The following is a 22389-nucleotide window of genomic DNA, read 5'->3' on the forward strand; positions in this document are numbered from 1 at the left end:
TAGCTTTCTTCACTACACTAGAGGAATGATATGACGAGAAAGGAGAATAAGGATGGAAAGGATTTCTTGGGATCAGTATTTTATGGCTCAAAGTCATTTACTGGCACTGCGAAGCACGTGTACGCGACTAATGGTCGGGGCAACGATTGTAAGGGACAAGCGTATCATTGCTGGCGGCTATAATGGCTCAGTCTCGGGAGGTGCACATTGTATCGACGATGGTTGCTATGTGGTCGATAATCATTGTATACGAACCATTCATGCTGAAGTCAATGCGTTGCTTCAATGTGCAAAATTTGGTGTGCCAACAGAAGGAGCAGAAGTGTATGTGACGCATTTTCCTTGTGTCCATTGCTCAAAGGCGCTTATCCAAGCGGGGATTAAGAAAGTCTATTATGGAAGCGACTATAAAAATCATCCTTATGCAATCGAATTGTTTAAGGAGGCTGGTGTTCAAGCTGTTCAAGTCGAACTTGATGACATGAGTTTAGATCGACAGCACCTTGAAAAAGTGACATTTACGACTGAGCTTCTTGATAAGCTAGAACGAGCAGGGGTTGATGAAGAAGAGCTTCGTCCACTGCGAGATCAAGCAAATACATTATTTAAGCAAAGTCTTTTTAAAGGTTAAGGGGATGCAGCGTTTTCTTCCCCTTATCCCTGCAGCTGCAAGCCTCGGCCTCATTTTAGCTATTCGTGGACCAAGTTTCTCCTACGCTGTAGCCTTCCTATTGTTTATCCTCTTTTGCTTCTTTCATCGTACTTTTTTTCGGAAAATCTTCCTTGTGATTAGCATAATCTTTCTTTTGTATTATTTTGTCGGCACTCATGCACTTCATCAGCAAGTAACAGTATATGAAGCAGGTGAACAAACCATTATAGGGACCATTCAAACGATCCCAGTGATTGATGGCGATTCGATGTCTATGCGCTTAAAAGGTCAAACCTCTGAAATTCTCCATGTACAAGCCTTTCTTACTTTCGAAGACGAACAAAAAATGTTAAAACAACTCTCCCCTGGTGATCGATGTCAAATAATAGGAACACTCCAAGAGCCTTCTTTACGAACAAACTTTGCTCAATTTGATTACAAGCGTTATTTACAGGAGCAACAGATTTATTGGATTCTTCGCACGGAGTCAACTGGGATTGCCTGTGTACAATCAGAAACAGGTGTTTATTATCAGTTGCAACGCTTTAGACAAACGCAGATTGCTCACTTAGAAAAAACGATTGATCCCGAACTTGCAGGAATCATGATTGCATTATTATTTGGTGAAAGAATGATGATGGAAGGGGATGTATTAGAAGCTTATCAACGACTTGGTGTAATCCATTTACTAGCTGTTTCTGGCTTGCATGTTGGGATGATTGTCGCTGCTATTTTTTACTTACTCATTCGGATAGGGATCACTAGAGAAAGAACGATGGAAGTATTAATCTTGTTTTTGCCGATTTACATTATTATAGCTGGAGCAGCACCACCTGTTATTAGGGCCTCCATTATGGCGATGGTTGTACTTATCTGTTTACGAATTCGAATGCGAGTACCGCCACTTGCTGGTGTGATTTTTGTGTATATGTTTTATTTGTTGATAAACCCTTTTGTCCTTTTTCAGCTTGGTTTTCAGCTTTCGTTCCTTATTTCATTCGCTCTTATATTATCGGCTTCGCTTATTGGGCAGCGTTATCATCATCCTGCTGCACAGCTCCTTGCTGTCACGATGTTATCTCAAATGTTATCCACACCCTTATTACTCATGCATGTGTATGAATTTTCGTGGATAAGCATCCCACTAAATCTTATTTATATCCCTTTTGTGACTCTATGTGTTCTACCTCTGTCAGCCATTTCTTTTCTGCTTTCTTCATTTGTTCCATCCTCTTTAAATATTCCGTTACTTTTTCTTGAAATCGTTGTGCCATACGCTCACAAATGGCTTACTGATCTTGCTCAATTTAAGTGGTCATCGTTTATTGTAGGAAAACCGCCTGCTTTTCTTGTCTTATGTATGTACGTTGCAATTACTTACGGCTGTCTATGCTGGGAAAATGGACGTAAAAATTGGTGGATCAAGCCAATACTTATTTTTTCCGTTCTCATCCTCGGTCAAATGGGTGCCCCGTATCTTGATTCGCGTGCGAAAGTAACGATGATCGATGTGGGACAGGGTGATAGTTATCTCCTTGAACTCCCGTATCGTAAAGGAGTGTATCTCATTGATACTGGTGGAACGATTTCTTTTTTTGATGAAGAGTGGCGCAAGAGAAGACGTCCCTTTGACGTTGGAGCAAGTATCGTTGTCCCAGAGCTGAAGTCACGTGGGATTAGTCGAATTGATCGCCTTATTTTATCCCATGGGCACATCGACCATATTGGAGGTGCGTATAAGCTTAGTAAAGCGATTCAGATTGAAGAGGTTTTGTATGGGAAGGGTCCAGTGGAAGGGGAAAGAGAGCGTGAAATATTAGAGGAGCTTATCAACCAAGGTGCACAGCTAACATTTATAGAAGAAGGTGTTCAATGGAGTTTAGGATCATCGCACTTTGTTGTTCTTTCGCCGTTAGGATCTGAGGTGGACTTAAATGCAAGGTCGATTGTATTGTACGCTGAATTAGGAGGCATATCGTTTTTATTTACGGGGGATTTAGAGGAAGAAGGAGAGAGGAGAATCATATCGACTTATCCGAATTTACAAGTGGATGTGCTTAAGGTTGGTCATCATGGGAGTCATACGTCTACAAGTGAAGACTTCTTACAGCAGCTCGATCCAAAAGCAGCTTTTATCTCGGTTGGTCGAAATAATCGCTTTAGTCATCCACATCTTGAAGTGGTAGAGCGTTTACATGAACGGGGCATCATAATCTGGAGAAGTGATGAGGGTGCAGTAAGATTATTGTTAAAAGATGGACAGGTTGAAGTAGAGACGGTGGATAATTAACGGAGGCCACAAAAAAGAAGTTGATTCACGAAAAGTCATGACAGCAAGTCCTAAAGCAGGAAAGCCGTACGACACAAGACATGTGAATCAACTTCTTTGAGGCGTCAAAGGACGCTTTGGTTCAAGCCTGTCGTTTTAAAATATGGTTTAAAATTGGCTAAATACATCAACAAGTGAAGCGATGATGAAAAGCGTCGCAAAGAAACCGAAAGAAACGACAAAGGCAACACCAGAATCGATGGCATCATTACGTTTACTTTGAACGTCTTTTTCAAAATGATTCATCTGGCACCCCTCCTTATTCAACTTTTAGTATACGGGATGAGCTAGGAAAAAGCTAGAACGATTCTGCCCCATTAGAAAATGAAACATACTTTGTTCAAGAAATTGTAAGGAAGTTCTTTTTACATTGGCTCGTTTGTTAAGAGTTGTCACCTATAGTTTGACGTCGCATAGGATATCATAATTACTGCAAGGCGGTCATGGTTATCGCTTAGGACGAGAATTCCCGGGACCTCGTTCCTTAGCGTTTATCATAAATGGGGGTCTGGTATCTTCGGGCTAGATCCCCTTTTCATTTTTCCTTGTCATATGCGACGTCTTTGTCTAAGCTAGAAGGGTAAACCTAACGCATAGATTTCCCGATTAGAAAATAAGTATGCGAGGAAAATGAGGAATGAATAACCAATGTCATATTTACAAGTAAAAAAAGAAATTGAACGTGGCGATGTCAGACGTCTTTATTTTATGTATGGAACGCAATCATTTTTAATGGAGGATTTAGTTCAAAGTATTATTAAACATACAGTCGGATCTCAGGATGATGCCAATATCATTACATATAGCTTGCAAGATACACCCCTTGAAATAGCAGTTGAGGAAGTAGAAACGATCCCTTTTTTTGGTGGTGAAAAAATTGTCATCATCAAAGACTTTTCTCTTGTGACAAGTCAAAAGCAGGAAGGGAAAGTAGAGCATGATGTAAGTAGATTAGAGCAATATATTGAACGGCCCTCTCCTGACGCTGTTCTTATACTATTAAGTCCTTATGAAAAACTGGATGAACGGAAAAAAATAACGAAAGCATTAAAACAGAAAGCGACTGCTGTTGAATGCGCGCCATTTGATGAACAAATGACAGGGCAATGGTTAGACGAGCAGGCAACATCAAAGGGATTTAGTTTTTCAAAGGATGGAAAAGAACGGTTATTAGAGCGGGTAGGTCCACAATTATTGTTGCTCGCATCTGAAATGGATAAGTTAGCTTTGTATGTTGGTGAAAATGGAGAGGTGGATGCGGCAGTCATTGATCTTCTCGTTGCAAGATCGCTTGAGCAGGATGTGTTTGCTTTAATTGATTTTGCCATCAAACAACGAATTGATGAAGCTTTGGTTATTTATCATGATTTATTAAAGCAAAAAGAAGAGCCGCTTAAATTACTTGCTTTAATTGCGAGACAACTAAGGATCTATTATCAGGTGAAGGAATTAAGTCGGCGCTCGTATTCGCAAAAGCAAATGGCCACGCAACTAAAAATCCATCCATACGTCGTAAAGCTTGCAAGCCAGCAGGTTAATCGTTTCGATGATCAGCAGCTATTAGGATTACTTGAATCAGCTGCGGATACGGATTATGCGATTAAAACGGGAAAGATGGATAAGGTACTTGCGGTTGAACTCCTTTTAATGAAATTAGCGAATCTAAGAAATGGGTAAAAGAAAAAACACACGATGATCATCGTGTGTTTACGTATACCCAGTTATTATGCAGAAAGACCGTTAAGCTTCTTAGCTAGACGAGACTTTTGACGAGATGCTGCATTCTTATGGATAAGTCCTTTGTTTGCTGCTTTATCAAGCTTCTTGCTAGCTTCAGTGTATGCTGCTGTTGCTAATGCAACGTCACCAGTTTCAACTTTTGCTTCGAAGTTCTTAACAGCAGTACGAAGAGCAGATTTTACAGAAATGTTTTGCGCACGACGCTTGTCGTTTGTTTTCACACGCTTAATTGCTGATTTAATATTTGGCATATCTTTCACCTCCTGAAAAAATGTTGTTCTCGTTTGTCACCAGTCCATCTATTATGAACGGTTTCGATTCCTTTATTCAAGGCCTTGAAGATGCACGTAACATCATTCATACAACAAATTGCATTCTATCAAAAACTACACAAAAATGCAATAGCAGAATGAAAACATCCAGTTCAGGAAACACTATTCTCACTAGTGATCTATGAGGAGGAATGGTGTAAATGTCTGAGGAATTAAATCTTGATCCATATCAAGTTCGGACGGATTTAGCTGTCGAGGCTAGACAAATGGCGCTTGAAGAACAACGAAAAACCAATGAAAATGATCAAGAGGTAAATGGTGTAACTATAAAGGAAGAAACGATAGATGGAGTCACGATTACACATGTCATGATTGATGAAGTGGGAGCAAAGCGTCTTGGTAAAAAGCCTGGAAATTATTTAACGTTCGAAGCCCAAGGAATTCGCAAAAAAGATACTGATTTACAAGAGAAAATGGAGCGTGTTTTTGCGGATGCCTTTCATTCATTTTTGGTTGATTTAGGGATTAAAGAAACAGATACATGCCTAGTAGTCGGACTAGGTAATTGGAATGTGACACCTGATGCTCTAGGCCCACTAACAATTGAAAACTTATTAATCACTCGTCACTTGTTTGAATTAGCGCCGGAACAGGTACAAAAGGGGTTTCGCCCAGTAAGTGCGATTATTCCTGGCGTTATGGGTCTTACGGGTATTGAAACGAGTGATGTAATTTACGGAATCATCGAGAAAACGAAGCCTGATTTTGTGATTGCGATTGATGCGTTGGCTTCTCGTTCGATTGAGCGTGTCAATACGACAATCCAGATTTCTGATACAGGTATTCATCCAGGCAGCGGTGTCGGAAATAAGCGGAAGGAATTGAGTAAGGATTCGCTTGGTATTCCAGTGATTGCCGTTGGTATCCCTACTGTTGTTGATGCGGTTTCGATTACGAGTGATACGATTGATTATGTTTTAAAGCATTTTGGGCGTGAGATGAAGGAAGGAAATGCACCTTCTCGTTCCCTTACACCAGCGGGGATGACATTTGGTGAGAAGAGAAAGTTAACGGATGAGGATTTGCCAGAAGAAGAGAAACGTACGACGATTATGGGGATGGTTGGGAATTTGCCTGAACATGAAAAAAGGCAACTTATTCAAGAAGTACTGGCTCCATTAGGACATAATCTGATGGTAACGCCAAAAGAAGTCGATGTCTTTATTGACGATATGGCTAATGTCTTAGCGGCAGGAATGAATGCAGCTCTTCATCGCCAAGTTGACCAAGAAAATGTTGGAGCTTATACACATTAAGCGATAAAAAGGGTCTGATTTTCTTCAATACACAGTAATGATGTGTATAAGAGATCAGACTCTTTTTTATTTTGTTGTTCTACTCTTTTTTGATTATTCATAGTAGTGGATTAGTAGCTTCCTACGCATTAGTCAATGGACAAGTTATCGTTATCATTTTACTCACGCTACGCATAAGGGAGAGAACTATTTATGAAAAGAAACCAGTTCCATAGTTTCACGGTTAAGATAAATCGGACGAGTCTTAAAAAAATTGTTGCTCTAACGATTGTTGGAATTATTGCCCTCTTCGTTTTTACTGGAATGTTAACCTCATTTGAACCAGGTTATGGTCTAGCATCAAATCAAGTACATGAATGGGCGAGCGATATTAAAGGGGAGCATTTTGTTCACCTGTTAGGAATGGAAAATGCTTATTTTGCACAAGTATTGCCTAAAGATAGTGAACCGCTCAGTGTGTCAAACCTTGCATTTCGTGTGGCAACAAGTATTAATCCTGATGATCCACGAAGTTTACTGGGGAGGGAACTACCTGGCTTTGCTTTATTTGATGGACGGATTGTTGTAGCTGGAGAAGGGACTGACTATACGAATCTACCCGTAGAATCAGCTCCTCCTATGGAAGTGTTAATGGCTGAGAGAGAAGCGACTCAGGAAAGTTTAGCGATGCTTGAACAACTTGAAAGAGAGGGTGAAAAGCTTGCTGGAACCACGGATGGAAGAAAGGTAGTTCATATTATTCATTCCCATAACTATGAATCTTTTTTACCAGAACTAGAAACCGATGTTCCAAATGAAGCACACCATAGCAAAATTAATATTACGCTTGTAGGAGAAAAATTATCGCAGGAGCTTGAAAAAAGAGGAATTGGCGTTGAAGTAGAAAGACGTGATATTCAAGCCAATTTAAGCGAAAGAGGTTGGAGTTATCCGAGATCCTATGATGCCTCAAGAGAATTTATCAAAGAAGCAATGGCACAGGAGAACGACTTAGAATTCTTTTTTGATTTGCATCGTGATTCACTACCTAGGGACAGAACAACGGTCACAATTAATGGCGAAGAATTTGCACGTACGTTTTTTGTTATAGGTGGTAACCACAATGATCATAAGCATAATCTTCACTTAGCTGAAGAGCTTCACCGATTATTAGAAGAGAACTATCCTGGTTTAAGTCGTGGGGTCATTGTAAAAGAAGGTGCACTGACAAATGGCAGGTTTAATCAAGATTTATCAAAGCAATCCATCTTAATTGAGGTTGGTGGTATCGAGAATTCGTTAGAAGAAACATATCGCTCTGCAGAAGCGTTAGCGGATGTATTTGCAGATTACTACTGGCAGGCAGATGCTGTTAGTGGTCAGGAAGGAGAGGAGGAGTAAGATGAAAAAGCTGGTTGTGATGACTTCTTTTATGGGTGTTTTATTCTTACTAGGTGCTTTATTGGGGGTACAGCATATGAATGAAGAGCTCGGAATCTCACAACCAGAACCTCTTCCTATAGAACAAAAACAAGAAGAGCCTGTGCAACAAAATCAAACAGAAAACCAAAATCAAGGAGCCGTTAAGAAAGATGAGCTGGTAGAAAAAAAACAGCGTGTAGAAGATGTAGGCAGATTTAATTTTTTTTCAGAAATGGGGAGTTCGTTAGCTGAAGGGGCAAATAGAGCAAGTCGCGCCTTTTTATCGCAGGTTATGTCATTTGTTCACAATGTCTTAAATGGTTAAAAGACTAACTCATAACTATGCGTTAGTCTTTTTCAATGCGATGAATGGTGAATACATTGAATAGTAGAAAGATCGATGAAAGGAGATTGTTGCTTGACAGCACAACGATTGGTATAATCAGAAATAGTGTACATTGTACGAGAATGTAGGAGTGATCATGTCATGGATAAAGTAAAAAGACTAGAGCGACAGTCGAGGATTCGTAACTTTTCGATTATCGCCCATATTGACCACGGGAAGTCTACACTTGCTGACCGTATTTTAGAGAAGACTGGGGCACTAACCGCTCGTGAGATGAAAGATCAAACGCTTGATGCGATGGATTTAGAGCGTGAACGTGGAATTACGATTAAGTTAAATGCTGTTCAGCTAACATATAAAGCAAAAGACGGAGAAGAATATATCATGCATTTAATCGATACGCCAGGGCATGTCGATTTCACGTATGAAGTCTCGCGAAGCTTAGCAGCATGTGAAGGTGCATTATTAATTGTTGATGCAGCGCAAGGAATTGAAGCTCAAACACTTGCAAATGTTTATTTGGCGCTTGATAATGATTTAGAAATTTTACCTGTTATTAATAAAATTGATTTGCCAAGTGCAGAGCCTGATCGTGTGAAGCAAGAAGTAGAGGATGTAATCGGACTTGATACATCTGATGCTGTGTTGGCATCTGCTAAAAACGGGATTGGAATTGAAGACATTCTTGAGCAAGTAGTTGAAAAAGTTCCTGCTCCAACTGGTGATCCAGAAGCTCCACTGAAAGCACTGATATTCGATTCATTATATGATTCATATCGCGGAGTTGTGGCGTATGTCCGAATTGTTGAAGGAACCGTTAAGCCAGGTCAGAAAATTAAAATGATGGCAACGGGAAAAGAGTTTGAAGTACTTGAGCTCGGCGTATTTACACCTAAAGTTGAAAAGCGTGACGAGTTAACGGTTGGGGATGTTGGCTTTTTAACGGCGGCAATTAAAAATGTTGGTGATACACGTGTTGGGGATACGATTACCAATGCTGTAAATCCTGCTGATGAGCCACTTCCTGGTTATCGTCGTATGAATCCGATGGTGTATTGTGGTCTCTATCCTGTTGATACAAATGAATATAACGATTTGCGTGAGGCACTTGAGCGTCTTGAATTAAATGACGCATCGTTGCAATATGAACCTGAAACATCACAGGCACTTGGCTTTGGTTTCCGTTGTGGTTTCTTAGGGCTTCTTCATATGGAGATTATCCAAGAACGGATCGAGCGTGAATTCGGCATCGTGTTGATTACGACAGCACCAAGCGTTGTGTATAAAGTTTTGACAACAGGCGGTGAAGAAGTTCAAATTGATAATCCTTCAAACATGCCAGATGTACAGAAGATTGATCAAGTTGAAGAACCTTATGTAAAATCAAAAGTGATGGTACCAAACGATTATGTTGGTTCTGTCATGGAGCTTTGCCAAGGGAAACGTGGTATTTTCATTGATATGCAATATCTTGATGAAAATCGTGTGCAAATTGTATACGAGATTCCTTTATCTGAAATCGTTTATGACTTTTTTGACCAACTAAAGTCAAATACGAAGGGATACGCTTCGTTTGATTATGAATTAATTGGTTACAAGCCTTCTAAGCTTGTAAAAATGGATATCCTTCTTAACGGAGAGACGGTTGATGCGCTTTCTGTTATCGTGCATCGTGATTTTGCTTATGATCGTGGGAAAATCATTGTTGAAAAATTAAAAGAATTAATTCCGAGACAACAATTTGAAGTGCCAGTTCAAGCGAGTATCGGTCAAAAGATCATTGCCCGCTCGACCATTAAAGCGATGCGAAAAAACGTGTTAGCAAAATGTTATGGTGGCGATATTTCTCGTAAGCGAAAGCTACTTGAAAAGCAAAAGGAAGGGAAGAAACGAATGAAGTCAGTGGGGAATGTTGAAGTTCCGCAAGAGGCATTCATGGCTGTTCTTCGAATGGATGATTAAGGAATGTAGATGAAGAGGGAGACTAATCAAGGTCTGATCCAGGCTAAATCCACAACGTATATCGTAACGTACGATATACGTAGGGTACTTAGAACTAGGGAGTAGACACTTGCTTTTAGTCACCCTCTTTTAAATTTTAGAGAAAGAAAGGAGGGATGTGACATGGCAACAGCAGCATACGTTCATATTCCCTTTTGTGAGCATATTTGTCATTATTGCGATTTTAATAAAGTGTTCTTAAAAAACCAACCAGTGGATCAATATATTGATGCATTACTTCTTGAAATGAAGCGAACGCTTGCTACTCACCCGACACCTTCACTAAAAACAGTTTATATTGGAGGAGGGACACCAACTGCGCTCTCGGCCGATCAATTAGATGTATTGCTAAAAGGAATGAAGCAAGTCCTGCCAATAGAGAACATTGAAGAATATACGATTGAAGTGAATCCTGATAGCATCCAAGAAGAAAAACTAGCTGTATTAAAGGAACATGGGATTAATCGCTTAAGTATTGGTGTCCAAACGTTTGATGAATTATTACTAAAAGAAATAGGTCGGACACATTCACGTAACAGTGTGTGGGATGCTGTTAGACGAAGCAAGCAAGCTGGTTTTGACAATTTATCCCTTGATTTAATGTTTGGTTTACCAAAACAGACTCCAGCTCATTTTTATGAGACGTTACAAGAAGCAATGAAGCTTGATGTGACTCATTTATCAGCTTATTCACTGAAAATAGAAGAAAAAACAGTTTTTTATAATCGACAGCGTAAAGGGAAGTTGACGTTGCCTCCAGAAGATGATGAAGTCACTATGTATGAACTTCTTTTGAAAGAAACGAAGAAGAATGGCTTTCAGCAGTATGAAATAAGTAATTTCGCCAAGGCGGGTTTTGAAAGTAAGCATAATTTAGTTTACTGGAACAACGAAGAATATTATGGCTTTGGTGCAGGTGCACACGGGTATGTAAATGGAGTACGTCATCAAAACCATGGTCCGTTGCCGAAATATTTAAAAGCTGTTGAGGACGGAAACGCTCCGATTCTAACTGAACATCTTGTCACAAAAGTTGAACGAATTGAGGAAGCGATGTTCATGGGACTCAGAAAAAGAGAAGGTGTGAGTCGCTCCTTATTTCAAGAACGATACGGGCGCTCGCTAGATGAATGTTTTTCCGAGCAAATTACGTTGCTTGTTGATCGAGGACTTTTGCAGGTAGATGAAGATAGGGTAAAATTAACAGAAAAAGGGCTTCTTCTCGGGAATGAAGTATTTGAGCAGTTTATTGCTGTTTTAAGTGATGAAGGTGGTCAGTAAGTTGAGGCTTTCATTATTGACAAAACGCGCCCTATTTGATACTTTATCATTAGATTTAGCACTCGTAGGTGTTGAGTGCTAACAGAGGTGATAAGGGATGTTAACAGAGAGACAATTGCTCATTTTACATGCTATTGTTGATGATTATATCCGTTCCGCAGAGCCGGTTGGTTCTCGTAGTATTTCAAAGAGAGAAGATATTACGTTTAGTCCTGCAACGATCCGTAATGATATGGCCGACTTAGAGGAACTTGGCTTTCTAGAAAAGCCTCATAGCTCTGCAGGGCGTATTCCGTCTCAAAAAGGCTATCGCTATTATGTCGATAACCTATTAATGCCTCATCATTTAACGGCTGATGAAGAGCTTGATATCCGTTCGATTTTTAGTGATCGAATTCAGGAAGTAGAAGAGGTTATTCAGCATTCAGCCCGGGTTCTCTCTAACATGACAAGTTATATTTCACTTGTACTTGGACCTGAAATGTTTGAAGCATCGCTTAGAAACATTCAAATTATTCCGTTAGGCAAAAGTTCAGCCATTCTCATACTCGTTACCGATACTGGGCATGTTGAGAACCAAACGATTGCCATTCCAGAATCAATTGATGCTTCTGCATTAGAGCGAACAGTTAATATTTTGAATGAACGCTTAATGGGTGTTCCTTTGTATAAGCTCCGTCACAAATTAAAGACGGAGGTCGCGAATGTTCTCCGTGCACATGTACAAAATTATGAGCATATTATGCAAATGCTTGGTTCTTCTTTTGACATCGAAAAGTCCGAGAAAGTCTTTTATAGTGGAAAGACTAATTTATTGATGCAGCCAGAATTTCGCGATATCGATAAGGTGCGTGTCCTTCTTAATATGCTAGAAGAGGACGACAAGATGCAACACATTTTACGTTCACCTCATGATGGAATTCAGGTGAAAATTGGGCAAGAGAATAATCTTGAAGCCTTTGATAACTGTAGTTTAATTACGGCGTCTTATTCAATTGGTGGGAAGCATATGGGGACAATTGGTATTTTAGGTCCTACTCGCATGGAATACCGCAGAGTGATTGGAGTCGTTGATACATTGTCAAAAGACTTAACAAAACTATTGACAAACTTGTATCATCAAAGCTAGAAATGGTAATATTGACAATTAGTTGTGAAGGTTTGTCCTTCCACAGCTTTTTGTCATAAATACATATAATAGCCATGTTAATTTTATTAGGAGGTGATTGAGTTGACAGAAAAAGAAACGCATACGCTTGAGGAAGAAACAATTGAAGCCAAAGAGGAAGATGTAAATACAAGTGTCGAGGCTGAGGTTGAAGAGATCCAAGTTGAAGCAAGCCCTGAGGAAGTACTCAAACAGGAAGTTGCTGAACTAAATAATCGTCTTCTACGTGTTCAAGCTGATTACGATAACTTCCGTCGCCGTTCTCGTGAGGAAAAAGAAGCGGCTGCGAAATATAGATCACAAACTGTAATTGAAGCATTGCTTCCTGTCATTGATAACTTCGAACGCGCTTTGCTTGTAAAGCCTGAGGCTGAGGAAGCAAAATCATTACTTCAAGGGATGGAAATGGTGTATCGCCAATTCCAAGAATCACTGAAAAATGAAGGTATTGAAGTCATTGAGACTGTAGGTCAAACGTTTGATCCTCACTTGCATCAAGCAGTCATGCAAGTGGAAGAGGAAGGGTTTGAATCGAATCAGATTGTGGAAGAATTACAAAAAGGATATAAGTTAAAGGATCGTGTTCTTAGACCTGCAATGGTCAAGGTTAACGCATAATCCTTTACATACTTGAATGATAAATAGTGAAGTGGAGGAATAAATCATGAGTAAAATTATTGGTATTGATTTAGGAACAACAAACTCTTGTGTCGCTGTTATGGAAGGCGGAGAAGCGGTTGTTATCCCAAATCCAGAAGGTAACCGTACAACACCTTCTGTTGTTGCATTTAAAGATGGTGAGCGTTTAGTAGGGGAAGTAGCAAAGCGTCAAGCAATCACGAACCCAAACACAATTATTTCAATCAAGCGTCATATGGGAACAGCTTATAAAGAAACTGTTGAAGGTAAGGAGTACACACCTCAAGAGATTTCTGCCATTATCCTTCAAAAATTGAAGTCTGATGCAGAAGCTTACCTTGGAGAAAAAGTAACGAAGGCTGTTATTACAGTTCCAGCTTACTTTAATGATTCACAACGCCAAGCAACAAAGGATGCTGGTAAGATTGCTGGTCTTGAAGTAGAACGTATTGTGAACGAGCCTACTGCAGCTGCGCTTGCTTACGGATTTGAAAAAGAAGAAGACCAAACGATTTTAGTGTATGACCTTGGTGGTGGTACATTTGACGTTTCCATTCTTGAACTTGGCGATGGCTTCTTTGAAGTAAAAGCAACATCAGGTGATAACAAGCTTGGTGGGGATGATTTTGACCAAGTTATTATTGATTACCTTGTTGAGCAATTTAAAAAGGATAATGGAATTGACCTCGCGCAAGATAAAATGGCGATGCAACGTTTAAAAGATGCTGCTGAGAAGGCAAAGAAAGATCTTTCTGGCGTTACTCAAACACAAATCTCTCTTCCGTTTATTACAGCGGATGCAACTGGTCCTAAGCATTTAGAGCTTAGCTTAAGCCGTGCGAAATTTGAAGAGCTTTCTTCTGATTTAGTAGAACGTACACTTGAGCCAACGCGTCGTGCGCTTGCTGATTCAGGTCTTTCTGCAAGTGAGATTGACAAAATCGTTCTTGTTGGTGGATCGACTCGTATTCCAGCTGTACAAGAAGCGATTAAAAAGCTTACTGGTAAAGAACCTCATAAAGGTGTAAACCCTGATGAAGTTGTTGCGCTTGGTGCGGCAGTTCAAGCTGGTGTCTTAACAGGGGATGTTAAGGATGTCGTTCTTCTAGACGTAACACCACTTTCACTTGGTATTGAAACAATGGGTGGAGTATTCACAAAGTTAATTGAGCGTAATACAACAATCCCAACGTCTAAATCTCAAGTGTTCTCAACAGCTGCAGATAACCAACCATCAGTTGATATTCATGTTCTTCAAGGTGAGCGAGAAATGGCAGCTTACAACAAAACACTGGGTCGTTTTCAATTAACGGATCTTCCACCAGCACCACGCGGCGTTCCACAAATCGAAGTAACATTCGATCTTGATGCGAACGGTATCGTGAATGTTAAGGCGAAGGATCTGGGAACGAACAAAGAACAATCAATCACAATTACGTCTTCTTCTGGTCTTTCTGATGAAGAGATCGAAAAAATGGTTAAGGATGCTGAAGCAAACGCAGAAGAAGATAAAAAGCGTCGTGAAGAAGTAGAGCTTCGCAACGAAGCAGACCAACTTGTATTCCAAACAGAAAAGACTCTTAAAGATCTCGGTGAAAACGTGGATCAGGAAGAAAAAGACAAAGCTGAAGCTGCAAAAGATAAGCTAAAAGCGGCGATTGAGTCTGATAACATCGATGACATTCGTTCAGCAAAAGATGAGCTTCAAGAAATCGTGATGGCTCTTACGACAAAGATGTATGAGCAAGCAGCTCAAGCGGCTCAAGCAAACCAAGGAGCTGAAGGTGCTTCAGAGAAGGCTGATGATAATGTCGTTGATGCTGAATACGAAGAAGTAAAAGAAGAAGAAAAGAAATAAGACCGCATTTCTATAGTGAATTCGGATTGCACAGAAAAAGTCAAAGTCAGCGTGGATGACTTTGGCTTTTTCTACGAGTAATCTAATAAAAATAGGTTATACATGTTGGCTGTTACAGCTTGCGAATCATCATGTGGTAATGATAAGATGAACGTTATGGAATAGAGTCGGGAGTGGATGACATGAGTAAAAGAGATTACTATGAAGTCCTTGGTGTCGATAAAAATGCTTCAGTTGATGAAGTGAAAAAAGCGTATCGTAAACTTGCGCGTAAATATCACCCAGACGTCAACAAAGAAGCGGATGCTACGGATAAATTTAAAGAAGTAAAAGATGCCTATGACACATTAAGTGACCCTCAAAAGAAAGCACATTATGATCAGTTTGGTCACACTGATCCAAACCAAGGCTTTGGCGGTGGCGGAGACTTTGGTGGAGGCTTTGGCGATATTTTTGATATGTTCTTTGGAGGCGGTGGACGTCGTAATCCGAATGCTCCTCGTCAAGGGGCTGATCTTCAATACACAATGACTCTTGAATTTAAAGAAGCTGTGTTCGGAAAAGATAAAGAAATTGAAATCCCTAGAGAAGAAACATGTCAAACATGTACAGGATCTGGAGCGAAGCCAGGAACGAAGCCAGAGACATGTTCGCACTGTGGTGGTTCTGGCCAGCTAAATGTAGAGCAAAATACGCCGTTTGGTCGTGTTGTTAATCGTCGTGTTTGTCATCACTGTGAAGGCACAGGGAAATTTATTAAAGAAAAATGTACGACATGTGCTGGAAAAGGTAAGGTGCGTAAACGTAAGAAGATCAGCGTGAAAGTACCAGCTGGTATTGATCACGGTCAACAATTACGTGTATCTGGTCAAGGGGAAGCAGGCACTAACGGTGGTCCTCCTGGAGACTTATATGTTGTATTCAATGTAAAACCTCATGAATTTTTCGAGCGTGAAGGGGATGACATTTACTGTGAAATGCCACTCACATTTGCTCAAGTAGCGCTTGGAGATGAAATTGAAGTACCAACGTTGAGTGGGAAGGTAAAGCTGAAAATTCCTGCGGGTACACAAACGGGTACTGATTTCCGCCTGCGCGGCAAAGGTGTTCCGAATGTTCACGGACGAGGTCAAGGTGATCAGCATGTAAGAATTCGTGTTGTCACACCGAAGAATTTAACGGAGAAGGAAAAAGATATTATCCGTGAATTTGCACAAATGACAGGTGGACAGCCTGATGAACAAAATGACAGCTTTTTTGCAAAAGTAAAACGAGCTTTCAAGGGATAATAAATTGCTATAAATCGAAAGGGTGGAGTTGGAGAAAATGATGAAATGGTCGGAGTTTAGTATTCATACGACAGAAGAAGCGGTCGAGCCAGTTTGTAACATCTTACATGAGGCTGGTGCGAGTGGTGTCGTGATTGAAGATCCCAAGGACCTTGTGAAGGTATGGGGGGTTCATTACGGAGAAATCTACCAACTCTCCCCTGACGATTATCCCGAAGATGGTGTAATGATTAAAGCTTATTTTCCAGTCAATAGCTTCTTAGCGGAGACAATTGATGAAATAAAAGAAGCGATCAACGGCTTATTGATGTACGATTTTGATCTCGGGCATCAAAAAATTCAACTTACAGAAGTTGATGAAGAAGATTGGGCAACAGCTTGGAAGAAGTATTATAAGCCTGTTAAAGTATCAAATTCTATTACGATTACGCCGACTTGGGAAGAATATACGCCAACGGAAGAAGAAACCATTATTGAACTAGATCCTGGGATGGCATTTGGGACAGGCACACACCCAACGACCGTTCTCTGTATTCAAGCGCTTGATAAAGTACTTGAAGGGGGAGAAGAGGTAATGGATGTTGGTACAGGCTCTGGGGTTTTAAGTATCGCTGCGGCAAAGCTAGGTGCGAAGAGTGTTCTTGCGCTTGACCTTGATTATGTTGCGGTAGAGAGTGCCTCTCAAAATGTAAGGCTAAATAAAGTCGACGATATTGTAACTGTTCAACAAAATGATTTGCTTAAAGGAATAGAAGGCTCTTACGATGTCGTTGTGGCCAATATTTTAGCTGAAGTCATTATTCAATTTGTACAAGATGCGGCAGCGGTCCTTAAACCAAATGGAACGTATATTACATCAGGTATTATTAAGCGTAAGAAACAAGAAGTGAGAGATGCTCTTACAGCTGGTGGATTTATGATTGAAGAAGTTGTTGAGATGGATGACTGGGTAGCCTTTATTGCGAAAAAAGATTAAATAAAAATCATTAACTGATGATTGATAGTGAGGAAGATGACGATGCAACGTTATTTTGTTGCGCAAGAGCAAATGTCAGATCATAAAGTGACCATCACGGGAGAAGACGTGAAGCATATCGGACGTGTCATGAGAATGGAGCCAGGCGATGAGATCGTTTGTAGTGATGGGCATTTGCGAACGGTGCGATGTGAAATTTCGTTAGTGGAAGAATCACTTATAGAAGCACGAATTGTAGAAGAGCTTGTGCCAAATACAGAGCTTCCTGTTTATGTCACGATTGCCCAAGGCTTACCTAAAGGTGATAAGCTAGAGCTGATTGTTCAAAAAGGGACAGAGCTCGGAGCTTTTGCCTTTCTTCCTTTTTCTGCAGCTCGTTCAATTGTCAAATGGGATCATAAAAAAGCAGGCAAGAAAATTGAACGCCTAACAAAAATAGCAAAGGAAGCTGCGGAACAATCGTATCGGGAGCGCATTCCTAACATTTATGATATCCATTCATTAGCTGAATTAAGAAATCAGATATCATCATTTGATGCTGTTATAATTGCTTACGAGGAATCAGCAAAGAGTGGCGAGAAAATGAAATTAGCAGAAATCTTACAATCTTTATCTGTTAGTCAATCAGTGCTCGTGATTATTGGTCCAGAAGGTGGTTTGACTACTACTGAAGTCGAGCAGCTTACAGAAGAAGGAGCGATCCTTTGTGGATTTGGGCCAAGAATTTTACGTACGGAGACAGCGCCCTTATATGCGCTTGCAGCTATTTCGTACCATTTCGAATTAATGAGGTGAAGAAAAATGCCTACTGTTGCCTTTCATACATTAGGTTGTAAAGTAAATCATTATGAAACAGAAGCGATTTGGCAGCTGTTTCAAAAAGAGGGCTATGAGAAAGTTGATTATGAATCAACTTCAGATGTCTATGTCATTAATACGTGCACGGTTACGAACACAGGCGATAAAAAAAGTCGCCAAGTCATCCGTCGTGCGATTCGTAAAAATCCAGATGCCGTGATTTGTGTCACTGGGTGTTACGCACAAACGTCACCTGCTGAAGTGATGGCGATTCCTGGTGTGGATATTGTTGTTGGAACACAGGACCGTGTGAAAATGCTTGAATATATCGAGCAGTTCAAGCATGATCGTGAGCCGATTAATGGTGTGGGAAACATTATGAAATCTCGTGTTTACGAAGAGCTTGATGTTCCTGCCTTCACAGATCGCACACGCGCTTCTTTAAAAATTCAAGAGGGCTGTAACAATTTCTGTACTTTCTGTATTATTCCGTGGGCAAGAGGTTTAATGCGTTCTCGTGATCCACAAGAAGTCATTAAGCAAGCTCATCAACTCGTGGAAGCGGGCTATAAGGAAATTGTCCTCACAGGCATTCACACAGGTGGCTATGGCGAAGATTTGAAGGATTACAGCCTAGCGCGTCTTCTTGAAGATTTAGAGCATGTTGAAGGACTAAAACGAATTCGTATTTCTTCTATTGAAGCAAGCCAATTAACAGATGATGTAATTGATGTGATTGATCGTTCTGAGAAGGTTGTTCGTCATTTGCACATTCCACTGCAATCAGGATCAAATTCAGTGTTAAAACGTATGCGTCGTAAATATACAATGGAATTTTTCGGCGAGCGTCTTGATAAATTGAAAATGGCTCTTCCTGGTCTAGCTGTGACATCAGATGTTATTGTTGGTTTTCCTGGTGAAACAGAAGATGAATTCAAAGAAACATATGATTTTATTGCAAAGCATCAATTTAGCGAATTACATGTATTCCCTTACTCTAAGCGTACTGGGACACCGGCAGCTCGTATGGAAAATCAAGTAGATGAAGAAGTGAAAAATGAGCGTGTTCATCGTTTAATTGAACTTTCTAATCAGCTTGCAAAGGAATACGCAGCTCGCTTTGAAGGTGATGTGCTTGAGATGATTCCAGAAGAACAAGATAAGGAAAATCCAAACAGCGGATTATTCATTGGTTATACAGACAATTATTTAAAAGTTAAAGTTCCGGCAACGGAAGACATGATTGGAAAGATTGTGAAGGTGAAAATCACAAAAGCTGGCTACCCGTACAATGAAGGTGAATTTGTACGTGTCGTTGAAGATGTTGAAGTGAAGCAAGTTGTGAATGGATAGTTTTAAAGAAGCTATGGGCCGTGTGCTCATGGCTTTTCTTATTTTTACGAACACATTCATGTTTAGGAAAAACAGCAAAGGGTATTCTATTCGTATACTTAAACAGGAGTGTGATATGTGTGAGTAAAAAAATTGCTGTTGTCGTAACGGATCTATTTGAGGATGTAGAGTATACTGATCCTGTCAAAGCTTTTAAAGAAGCTGGACATGAAATCGTAACGATCGAAAAAGAAAGTGGAAATACAGTAACAGGGAAAACCAACGAAGAGAAAATTACGATTGATAAAGGAATTGATGAGGTATCCGTTAACGACTTTGATGCACTATTTATTCCAGGAGGATTCTCGCCAGATATTTTACGTGGGGACGATCGATTTGTCGCGTTTGCAAAAGAATTTGCAGAAAGTAAAAAGCCGATCATGGCAATATGCCATGGGCCGCAGTTACTAATTACGGCAGAGGTTCTAAAAGGCAGAGATGTAACTGGTTATAAATCAATTCATGTAGATATTAAAAATGCTGGAGCGAATTTACATGATAAAGAAGTGGTTGTCTGCGGTGGCAATCTTGTTACGAGCCGTGAACCTAAGGACATTCCAGCATTTAACCGTGAGTCGTTAAATGTGTTGAAATAAATAAAGGCAAAGCTCGAGCACTTATCTGATGATAAGTGCTCGATTTATGTTGAAATAAAGTAATAATTTATTGTAGTCATCTCATACTAACAATGAAAAGAGATTACGCTCGTTTCTTTTGACGTTTTATGCTAGGATAGTTAGAGGTACGGACAACTTATTTTGTTTTAGAGAGAGGATGTTGACGATGAGTCAATCAATTGCTAACCTTATTGATCATACTGCACTTAAGCCCGAAACAACAAAAGAACAAATCCTTAAGCTTTGTGCAGAAGCAAAAGAATATAAATTCGCATCAGTGTGTGTCAATCCAACATGGGTTAAGCTTGCTGCAGAGCAATTAAAAGATGCAGAGGGAGTGAAGGTTTGTACGGTTATCGGTTTCCCACTTGGTGCCAATACTCCAGAAGTAAAACGATTTGAAGCAACAAATGCGATTGAAAATGGTGCAACTGAAGTCGATATGGTGCTAAATATTGCTGCTCTTAAGGACAAGGATGACGAGCTAGTAGAACGAGATATTCGTGCTGTTGTTGAAGCAGCAAAAGGAAAGGCGCTAACAAAGGTCATTATTGAAGCATGTCTTTTAACAGAAGAAGAAAAAGTTCGCGCTTGTGAATTAGCAGTTAAGGCAGGAGCGGATTATGTAAAAACATCTACTGGCTTCTCAACTGGTGGAGCAACTGTTGAAGATATTAGATTAATGCGCAAAACAGTAGGACCGGACATCGGAGTGAAAGCATCAGGTGGTGTTCGAGATCTTGAAGGTGCACGTGCGATGGTTGAGGCTGGTGCAACTCGAATTGGTGCAAGTGCAGGTGTTTCTATTGTGAATGGTGAACAAGCAAATACAGATTATTAATACGTGAGGGAGTGGATAACACTCTCTTTTCTTATGGATTGAGGATAACATGCACTATATTTGATAAAAGTGGGATAAGGTATTAAACTATATAATAGGGTGTTGGGTATAATGAGTTTTATGTGTAAGCAATACTGGTTCACTAATATCTTCTCTATTATGGGTTGTGTTTTCAAACAACTATCAAGTAAAATGATTAAAACGAACTAATTCGGCTACTTTACTAGACATTAGTGATTCACCGATGAGTGGATAGTAAAATAAATCAATAATTTGGAGGAGGAAACAACGTTGGAATATACACAAGATATGAAAAATCGCTTGAAAAGAATTGAAGGACAAGTGAGAGGCGTACTTCGTCTAATGGAAGAAGAACAAGACTGTAAATCTGTTATTACCCAAATGTCAGCAGCGAAGTCAGCAATGGACCGTGCTATGGCATTTATTATTGCAAAGAATATGCAACAATGTCTGATTGAGCAAATGGAAAAAGGGGAAGGCACAGAGGATATTGTGGAACAAGCGATTCAGCTACTCGTTAAAAGTAGGTAATGAATAGATAGAGAAGGGTGACTTGTGTGAGTTACCTTTCTTTTTTATTTTTTTTATACCCATATTAGTATTAGTTGGTAGATTTAAAGTTGCTGAGAATGGAGATTAATATTTTGTTTACGATGAGATGAAGCGCATCAAATGAACCGAAAAGATTTTAAATTTTTGTAACTATCATTAGATGAAGAGTAGTATTTTTGTTTTTGCGTTCGGTAGGTGACAGTAGCGAAATAACAACGGTCGAATTGGCGGAGAAGATGACAGCTGACACAGATGCTGTTTACATCGATGTTCGTGAAGTCGGTGAATTTGCAGATTCATCCATTGCTGGAATGGTCAACATGCCACTAAGCAAATTAGCAACAATTTACATTGATCTTCCTCGTGAGCATGAAATTGTAGTGATTTGCCGAAAGTGGTAGCCGTACTTACTGATAATGGTTATACAAATGTCACAAATGTTAGTGGGGGCTTGCTTGAGTGGGATGGTCCTGTTGTCAGTCACTAAAATAATGTTTGAGAGTATGAGACTGACGATTTGGTGCAGTTTTAGTCATATGAGACTTGAGGTTTGCAGAGATATAGAGAAGTAAAACGCGTGATAAATTTTATATTTGATTATGTATATACTATTGTTATTTTACTTTGGTTATGGTATTCTATTATTCTTCGCTTTTGATATGTAGCGAAGAATCAGAACTCCATGCAATATACTTTTAAAACAGTTATAATTATATTTAAATACTAATTTTATTCTTTCTAAAAGTGTTGCATTGATAAGATCTTTATGTTAAGATAGTTTTAGTCGCTGGTGAGCGACGCTGAGTTCTTTGAAAACTGAACAAAAGCCAAGCGAAATAGAGATACATGATATCTCGTCAATTATTAAGAAGTATCGTTAGCGATACATTTTGAGCTAAT

At 39.8% G+C, this 22389-nt stretch carries 21 protein-coding genes; 19 read left to right on the forward strand and 2 right to left on the reverse strand.

Translation table 11 applies throughout. The features are described from left to right. Positions 1-52: 52 nt before the first annotated feature. Positions 53-631, forward strand: coding sequence for a ComE operon protein 2 (locus IQ10_RS11095; protein ID WP_144450573.1), 579 nt, complete (start codon positions 53-55; stop codon positions 629-631). 4 nt (positions 632-635) lie between these two features. Then, complete coding sequence (locus tag IQ10_RS11100; protein WP_158640036.1) at positions 636-2942, forward strand: DNA internalization-related competence protein ComEC/Rec2; 2307 nt, start codon at positions 636-638, stop codon at positions 2940-2942. 147 nt (positions 2943-3089) lie between these two features. Here the strand turns inward: IQ10_RS11100 and IQ10_RS11105 are convergent, their stop codons facing one another. Continuing rightward, positions 3090-3227: a YqzM family protein gene (locus IQ10_RS11105; RefSeq protein ID WP_144450575.1), complete on the reverse strand. Its 138-nt coding sequence runs from the start codon at positions 3225-3227 to the stop codon at positions 3090-3092. Between the two features lie 402 nt (positions 3228-3629). Here IQ10_RS11105 and holA point away from each other — a divergent pair, with 402 nt between their 5' ends. Then, complete coding sequence (gene holA, locus IQ10_RS11110) at positions 3630-4658, forward strand: DNA polymerase III subunit delta (protein WP_144450576.1); 1029 nt, start codon at positions 3630-3632, stop codon at positions 4656-4658. Between the two features lie 47 nt (positions 4659-4705). On the opposite strand, the gene rpsT is transcribed toward holA, so the two are convergent. Next, positions 4706-4972, reverse strand: a complete 267-nt coding sequence (gene rpsT, locus IQ10_RS11115; RefSeq protein ID WP_144450577.1) for a 30S ribosomal protein S20 — start codon at positions 4970-4972, stop codon at positions 4706-4708. Between the two features lie 221 nt (positions 4973-5193). On the opposite strand from rpsT, the gene gpr reads away from it, so the two are divergent. From gpr to IQ10_RS11195, 16 genes are all read left to right on the forward strand, one after another. Next, the gene (gpr, locus tag IQ10_RS11120; protein ID WP_144450578.1) at positions 5194-6309 is read left to right on the forward strand and encodes a GPR endopeptidase; all 1116 of its coding nucleotides are present in this window, start codon (positions 5194-5196) and stop codon (positions 6307-6309) included. 192 nt (positions 6310-6501) lie between these two features. Next, positions 6502-7689, forward strand: a complete 1188-nt coding sequence (spoIIP, locus tag IQ10_RS11125; RefSeq protein ID WP_144450579.1) for a stage II sporulation protein P — start codon at positions 6502-6504, stop codon at positions 7687-7689. A 1-nt stretch (position 7690) separates the two neighbouring features. Continuing rightward, positions 7691-8035, forward strand: coding sequence for a DUF3679 domain-containing protein (locus IQ10_RS11130; RefSeq protein ID WP_144450580.1), 345 nt, complete (start codon positions 7691-7693; stop codon positions 8033-8035). Positions 8036-8197: 162 nt separating this feature from the next. Further along, on the forward strand, positions 8198-10018 hold the full coding sequence (lepA, locus tag IQ10_RS11135; RefSeq protein ID WP_144450581.1) for a translation elongation factor 4: 1821 nt from the start codon (positions 8198-8200) through the stop codon (positions 10016-10018). A gap of 162 nt (positions 10019-10180) precedes the next feature. Then, positions 10181-11338: a radical SAM family heme chaperone HemW gene (gene hemW / locus IQ10_RS11140; protein ID WP_144450582.1), complete on the forward strand. Its 1158-nt coding sequence runs from the start codon at positions 10181-10183 to the stop codon at positions 11336-11338. Positions 11339-11435: 97 nt separating this feature from the next. Then, a complete protein-coding gene (gene hrcA, locus IQ10_RS11145; RefSeq protein ID WP_144450583.1) occupies positions 11436-12467 on the forward strand; it encodes a heat-inducible transcriptional repressor HrcA in 1032 nt (343 codons plus the stop codon). Positions 12468-12563: 96 nt separating this feature from the next. Then, positions 12564-13124, forward strand: coding sequence for a nucleotide exchange factor GrpE (gene grpE / locus IQ10_RS11150; RefSeq protein WP_437177683.1), 561 nt, complete (start codon positions 12564-12566; stop codon positions 13122-13124). A gap of 46 nt (positions 13125-13170) precedes the next feature. Beyond that, on the forward strand, positions 13171-15003 hold the full coding sequence (gene dnaK / locus IQ10_RS11155; RefSeq protein WP_144450585.1) for a molecular chaperone DnaK: 1833 nt from the start codon (positions 13171-13173) through the stop codon (positions 15001-15003). Between the two features lie 182 nt (positions 15004-15185). Next, positions 15186-16292 carry a molecular chaperone DnaJ gene (dnaJ, locus tag IQ10_RS11160; RefSeq protein ID WP_144450586.1) on the forward strand — a complete coding sequence of 369 codons (1107 nt, stop codon included), beginning with the start codon at positions 15186-15188 and terminating at the stop codon, positions 16290-16292. Positions 16293-16332: 40 nt separating this feature from the next. Next, positions 16333-17268, forward strand: coding sequence for a 50S ribosomal protein L11 methyltransferase (gene prmA / locus IQ10_RS11165; protein ID WP_144450608.1), 936 nt, complete (start codon positions 16333-16335; stop codon positions 17266-17268). Between the two features lie 42 nt (positions 17269-17310). Beyond that, positions 17311-18063, forward strand: a complete 753-nt coding sequence (locus tag IQ10_RS11170; protein WP_144450587.1) for a 16S rRNA (uracil(1498)-N(3))-methyltransferase — start codon at positions 17311-17313, stop codon at positions 18061-18063. A 6-nt stretch (positions 18064-18069) separates the two neighbouring features. Beyond that, entirely contained in the window at positions 18070-19419 is a 1350-nt protein-coding gene (mtaB, locus tag IQ10_RS11175) for a tRNA (N(6)-L-threonylcarbamoyladenosine(37)-C(2))-methylthiotransferase MtaB (protein WP_144450588.1), read from the forward strand. 119 nt (positions 19420-19538) lie between these two features. Further along, positions 19539-20054, forward strand: a complete 516-nt coding sequence (locus IQ10_RS11180) for a type 1 glutamine amidotransferase domain-containing protein (RefSeq protein ID WP_144450589.1) — start codon at positions 19539-19541, stop codon at positions 20052-20054. A 187-nt stretch (positions 20055-20241) separates the two neighbouring features. Further along, positions 20242-20916, forward strand: coding sequence for a deoxyribose-phosphate aldolase (gene deoC / locus IQ10_RS11185; protein ID WP_144450590.1), 675 nt, complete (start codon positions 20242-20244; stop codon positions 20914-20916). Between the two features lie 291 nt (positions 20917-21207). Beyond that, positions 21208-21468 (forward strand): metal-sensitive transcriptional regulator, encoded by a 261-nt coding sequence (locus IQ10_RS11190; protein ID WP_144450591.1) that lies wholly within the window; start codon positions 21208-21210, stop codon positions 21466-21468. Between the two features lie 197 nt (positions 21469-21665). Continuing rightward, positions 21666-21890 carry a rhodanese-like domain-containing protein gene (locus IQ10_RS11195; RefSeq protein ID WP_144450592.1) on the forward strand — a complete coding sequence of 75 codons (225 nt, stop codon included), beginning with the start codon at positions 21666-21668 and terminating at the stop codon, positions 21888-21890. Positions 21891-22389 lie beyond the last annotated feature (499 nt).

This window comes from Halalkalibacter nanhaiisediminis, assembly GCF_007830185.1.
GTDB classification, from domain to species: domain Bacteria; phylum Bacillota; class Bacilli; order Bacillales; family Bacillaceae_D; genus Halalkalibacter; species Halalkalibacter nanhaiisediminis.